The sequence below is a fragment of the Paracoccus binzhouensis genome, assembly GCF_016446475.1.
Classification (GTDB): Bacteria; Pseudomonadota; Alphaproteobacteria; order Rhodobacterales; family Rhodobacteraceae; genus Paracoccus; species Paracoccus binzhouensis.
Map to the genome: position 1 here is coordinate 1 of NZ_JAEHFP010000180.1, position 5,089 is coordinate 5,089.

Annotated in this window: 5 protein-coding genes; all 5 read left to right on the forward strand. The window is 67.4% G+C overall.

Features of this window, described 5'->3' with window-relative positions:
- Window positions 1-934, forward strand: a 934-nt coding sequence (locus tag I9P22_RS23025; RefSeq protein WP_199262458.1) for a branched-chain amino acid ABC transporter permease, incomplete at its 5' end; no start/stop codon positions are given.
- Between the two features lie 45 nt (window positions 935-979).
- Window positions 980-2,260 (forward strand): ABC transporter substrate-binding protein, encoded by a 1,281-nt coding sequence (locus tag I9P22_RS23030; protein ID WP_199262460.1) that lies wholly within the window; start codon window positions 980-982, stop codon window positions 2,258-2,260.
- A gap of 53 nt (window positions 2,261-2,313) precedes the next feature.
- A complete protein-coding gene (locus I9P22_RS23035) occupies window positions 2,314-3,138 on the forward strand; it encodes an ABC transporter ATP-binding protein (protein ID WP_199262462.1) in 825 nt (274 codons plus the stop codon).
- 18 nt (window positions 3,139-3,156) lie between these two features.
- Entirely contained in the window at window positions 3,157-4,374 is a 1,218-nt protein-coding gene (locus I9P22_RS23040) for a phenylacetate--CoA ligase family protein (RefSeq protein WP_199262464.1), read from the forward strand.
- A gap of 29 nt (window positions 4,375-4,403) precedes the next feature.
- Window positions 4,404-5,089, forward strand: a 686-nt coding sequence (locus tag I9P22_RS23045) for a caspase family protein (RefSeq protein WP_199262466.1), incomplete at its 3' end; no start/stop codon positions are given.

Below are 5,089 nucleotides of genomic sequence, written 5' to 3' on the forward strand. Positions count from 1 at the left end.
GGCCAATGCGGTGCTGGTGCCCTTCCTGATCTATGCCATCGCGGCCATCGGGCTGAACATCCTGACCGGCTATGCCGGGCAGGTCAGCCTGGGCACCGGCGGCTTCATGGCGGTGGGCGCCTATGCGGTCTACAAGCTGATGACCGCCTTTCCGGGCGTGCCGATCGTCGTCCATATCGTCCTGGCCGGGGCGATCACCGCGGTGGTCGGCATGCTTTTCGGCCTGCCCAGCCTGCGGATCAAGGGCTTCTACCTGGCGGTGGCGACGCTGGCCGCGCAGTTCTTCCTGGTCTGGCTGTTCAACAAGGTGCCGTGGTTCTACAACTATTCCGCCTCGGGCCAGATCAACGCGCCGGAACGGACCATGTTCGGCTGGGCGGTGACCGGGCCCGCCACCACGGCTTCGGCGAAATACCTGGTCTGCCTGTGCTTTGCCGTGGCCCTGGCCTGGGTGGCGCGCAACCTGACCCGCGGCAGCGTGGGGCGCAAATGGATGGCGATCCGCGACATGGACATCGCGGCCGAGATCATCGGCGTGAACCCGCTGACCGCCAAGCTGTCGGCCTTTGCCGTTTCCAGCTTCTTCGTCGGCATCGCCGGGGCGCTGCTGTTTTCCGTCTATCTGGGCGCGGCCGAGGCCAGCGAGGCCTTCGGCATCAACAAGAGCTTCCTGGTGCTGTTCATGATCATCATCGGCGGCCTGGGCAGCATCTTCGGCAGCTTTGCCGGCGCCGCCTTCCTGGTGCTGCTGCCGGTCTTCCTGAAGAACGTGCTGGTGGCGCAACTGGGCTGGCCGACCGACCTGGCCGCCCATATCGAGCTGATGATCGTCGGCGCGCTGATCGTCTTCTTCCTGATCGTCGAGCCGCACGGGCTGGCGCGGCTCTGGGCGCTGACGAAGGAGAAGCTGCGGCTCTGGCCGTTCCCGCATTGACGACCGGACAACCGGCGCAACCAAACCCTTGGGGAGGAGACCAAGATGAAACTGAAACTCGCAACTGTCGCGCTGGGCGTCGTCATGGCGGCGGCGCCGGCCATGGCCGACCTGGTGGTGCCGAACCTCAGCTATCGCACCGGGCCCTATGGCGCGAACGGCACGCAATATGCCGACGGGTTCAACGACTATTTCACCCTGCTGAACGAGCGCGACGGCGGCATCGGCGGCGAGAAGATCCAGACCCCGGAATGTGAGACCGCCTACAATACCGAGAAGGGCGTCGAATGCTACGAATCGACCAAGGGCTCGGGCGCGCTGGTCTATAACCCGCTGTCCACCGGCATCACCTATCAGCTGATCCCCAAGGTCTCGGCCGACAAGATCCCGCTTTACACCCCGGGCTATGGCCGCACCTCGGCCAAGAACGGCAAGGTCTTCGAATGGGTGTTCAACGCCCCGGCGAACTATTGGGACGGCGCCTCGGTGGCGATCAAGTATCTGCTGGACCAGAACGGCGGCAGCCTCGAAGGCAAGAAGATCGCGCTGGTCTATCACAACTCGGCCTATGGCAAGGAGCCGATCCGCACCCTTCAGGAACTCGGCAAGAAGCACGGCTTCACCCTGACCGAGCTGCCGGTGGACCCGCCGGGGCAGGAGCAGAAGAGCCAGTGGCTGCAGATCCGCCGTGACAAGCCGGATTACGTGCTGATGTGGGGCTGGGGGGTGATGAACCAGACCGCCATCCAGGAGGCCGCCAACATCCGCTTCCCGATGGAGAATTTCATCGGCATCTGGTGGTCCGGCTCCGAAGTCGACGTGCTGCCGGTGGGCGCCGCCGCCAATGGCTACAAGTCGCTGACCTTCAACGGCGTCGGCACCGATTACCCGCTTTATGCCGACATGCAGAAATATGTCGTCGAGCCCGGCAAGGCCTCGCAAGGCGGGCAGTTCGTCGGCTCGGCGCTGTATTCGCGCGGCATGTATGCCGCCGTGGTCATCGCCGAGGCGATCCGGAAGGCGCAGGAGCTGGCCGGCACGCCGAAGATCAACGCCGCGCAGCTGCGCGACGGCTTCGAGGCGCTGGACATCACCCCCGAGCGCCTGACCGAGATCGGCCTGCCGGACTTCGGCCCCGAGATCAAGATGAGCTGCGAGAACCACGGCGGCAGCGGCATGGCGCGGCTGCAGCAATGGGACGCCTCGGCGAAGAAATGGAGCCTGATCACCGAATTCACCGCTCCCGATCAGGAAATCCTCGATCCGCTGATCCTCGAGGACAGCGAGGCCTATGCCAAGGAAGCCGGCATCACGCCGCGCTGCTGAACTCTTGCCCCGGCGGTGCGCCGCCGGGGCCCATCGACCCGGAGGGAAAGCCCATGTTCGACGCCGCGCCCCAACGCGAGACCCTGCTCGAGGTCAACAATATCGAGGTGATCTACAATCACGTCATCCTGGTGCTGAAGGGCGTCAGCCTGTCGGTGCCCAAGGGCGGCATCACCGCGCTTCTGGGCGGCAACGGCGCGGGCAAGACGACGACGCTGAAGGCGATCTCGAACCTGCTGCATTCCGAGCGCGGCGAGGTGACAAAGGGCTCGATCAGCTATCGCGGCGAGCGGGTGCAGGACATGGACCCGGCCAGCCTGGTCAAGAAGGGCGTGATCCAGGTCATGGAGGGCCGGCATTGCTTCGAGCACCTGACCATCGAGGAGAATCTGCTGACCGGCGCCTATACGCGCAGCGACGGCAATGCTGCGATCCGCCAGGACCTGGAGATGGTCTACAACTATTTCCCCCGCCTCAAGGAGCGGCGGAAAAGCCAGGCCGGCTATACCTCGGGCGGCGAGCAGCAGATGTGCGCCATGGGCCGGGCGCTGATGTCGCGGCCGGAAACCATCCTGCTGGACGAGCCCTCGATGGGCCTGGCGCCGCAGCTGGTCGAGCAGATCTTCGAGATCGTGAAGGCGGTGAACGAGGGCGAGGGCGTGACCTTCCTGCTGGCCGAGCAGAACACCAATGTCGCGCTGCGCTATGCGCATTACGGCTATATCCTGGAAAGCGGCCGCGTGGTGATGGACGGGCCGGCGGATGCGCTGCGCGAGAACCCGGACGTCAAGGAATTCTATCTCGGCATGTCCGACCAGGGCCGCAAGAGCTTTCGCGACGTGCGGTCCTATCGCCGGCGCAAGCGCTGGCTGGCCTGAGCGCAGAAAGGCATCCCCATGACATTCTATGACGAGCTTGAAACCCGCAGCGCCGACGAGCGGGCGCTGTGGCTGGCGGCCGAATTGCCGGCCGCGCTGGCGCGGGCGCGCCTGGCCCCAGCGCTGGCCCGCATCCTGGCCGAGGTCGCGCCCGAGGAGATCACCACGCGCGAGGCGCTGGCCCGGCTGCCGGTGATCCGCAAGTCCGAGCTTTCCGAGGCGCAGAAGAAGAAGCCGCCCTTCGGCGGCTTCACCACCCGCCACCCGCACGAGTTCGAGAACATCTTCCAAAGCCCCGGCCCGATCTACGAGCCCGGCCGCCGCGGCGAGGACTGGTGGCGGCTCGGCCGCTTCCTGCACGCTGCCGGTGTCGGGGCGGGCGACATCATCCACAATTGCTTCGGCTATCACCTGACCCCGGCCGGGATGATGTTCGAAAGCGCCGCCCGCGCCGTCGGGGCCGCGACCCTGCCGGCCGGGACCGGCCAGACCGAATTGCAGGTCCGCGCCGCGGTCGATATCGGCACCACCGTCTATGCCGGCACCCCGGATTACCTGAAGATCATGCTGGACAAGGCCGCCGAGATGGGCGAGCGGCTGGCGATCACCCGGGCCACGGTCTCGGGCGGGGCGCTGTTTCCCAGCCTGCGGCAGGGTTACGCGGATCGCGGCATTGCCACCACGCAATGCTATGCCACTGCCGATCTGGGCCTGATCGCCTATGAATCCCCGGCGCTGGAAGGGATGATCGTGGACGAGCGGGTGGTGGTCGAGATCGTCCGCCCCGGCACCGGCGATCCGGTGCCCGAGGGCGAGGTGGGCGAGGTCGTGGTGACGACGCTGAACGCCGATTACCCGCTGGTGCGCTTCGCCACCGGCGACCTGTCGGCGGTCATGCCGGGCAAAAGCCCCTGCGGGCGCACCAACATGCGGATTCGCGGCTGGATGGGCCGGGCCGACCAGACCACAAAGATCAAGGGCATGTTCGTCCGGCCCGAGCAGGTCGCGGCGCTGGTCGCGCGTCATCCCGAGATCTCACGCGCTCGTGTTGTCGCCGAACGCGCCGGAGAGATGGATGTGATGACGGTGCTGCTGGAAACCCGGGGCGATGATGCGGCAAGATACGAAGGAACGGTGTTGGATACACTGAAACTTCGCGGCCGGGTGGAACTGGTTGCGCCGGGCTCACTGCCGAATGACGGCAAGGTGATCGAGGACCGGCGCAGCTACGACTGAATGCGGCCGCCTCGGGATGAGGTCGCCGCATGCGCATCGCCGCCGTCTGTCTTGCCGTCCTGGCCGGGGCGGAGTCTGCCTGGGCCGAGGATCGCGCCGTCATCATCGGCAATGCCGATTACCAAAGCGCCCCAGACCTCGCCGGCTCGGACACGGCGGCGCTGGCCGGGGCGCTGCGCGAGGCGGGCTTCATTACCCAGGACGGGGTCGACCAGCCGGCCGGCGCGCTGCGCCGGACGGTCGAGGCGCTGGCCCGGGCCGAGGACCGGCCGGGCGCGCGGATCGTGGTGCTGAACGGCCGTTTCCTGCATGACGCGGGCGAGACCTGGTTCATGGGCACCGATGCCGGCGAGCCGGGCGCTCTGGCCGTCGGCCGCCAGGGCGTGGCCCTGTCGCTGCTGATCCGGCTGATGGCCGGGGGCAAGCCGGGTTCGGTGCTGATCCTGGGCACGGACGGACAGCAGATGCCGCACCGGCCGGGGCTGGAAAACGGCATCGGCCTGACCGAGGCGCCGGCCGGTGTCTCGGTCATCACCGGCACGCCCGAGGCCAGCGCCCGGGCGCTGGCCGAGTTGCTGCGCGGCCATTCCCTGGGCCAGGCCGTGACCGCGGACCCGGCGCTGCGGCTGCTGCCGGGCAGCGCCGCCGATCTGGCACTGCTGGATCGCGGCGGTCGCCCGGCCCCCGACCCGCAAGCCGCCGAGCGCACGGCCTG

Coding starts and splice junctions, on each gene's coding strand:
- I9P22_RS23030 (WP_199262460.1), top strand. CDS start 980: ATGAAACTGAAACTCGCAACTGTCGCGCTGGGCGTCGTCATGGCGGCG.
- I9P22_RS23035 (WP_199262462.1), top strand. CDS start 2,314: ATGTTCGACGCCGCGCCCCAACGCGAGACCCTGCTCGAGGTCAACAAT.
- I9P22_RS23040 (WP_199262464.1), top strand. CDS start 3,157: ATGACATTCTATGACGAGCTTGAAACCCGCAGCGCCGACGAGCGGGCG.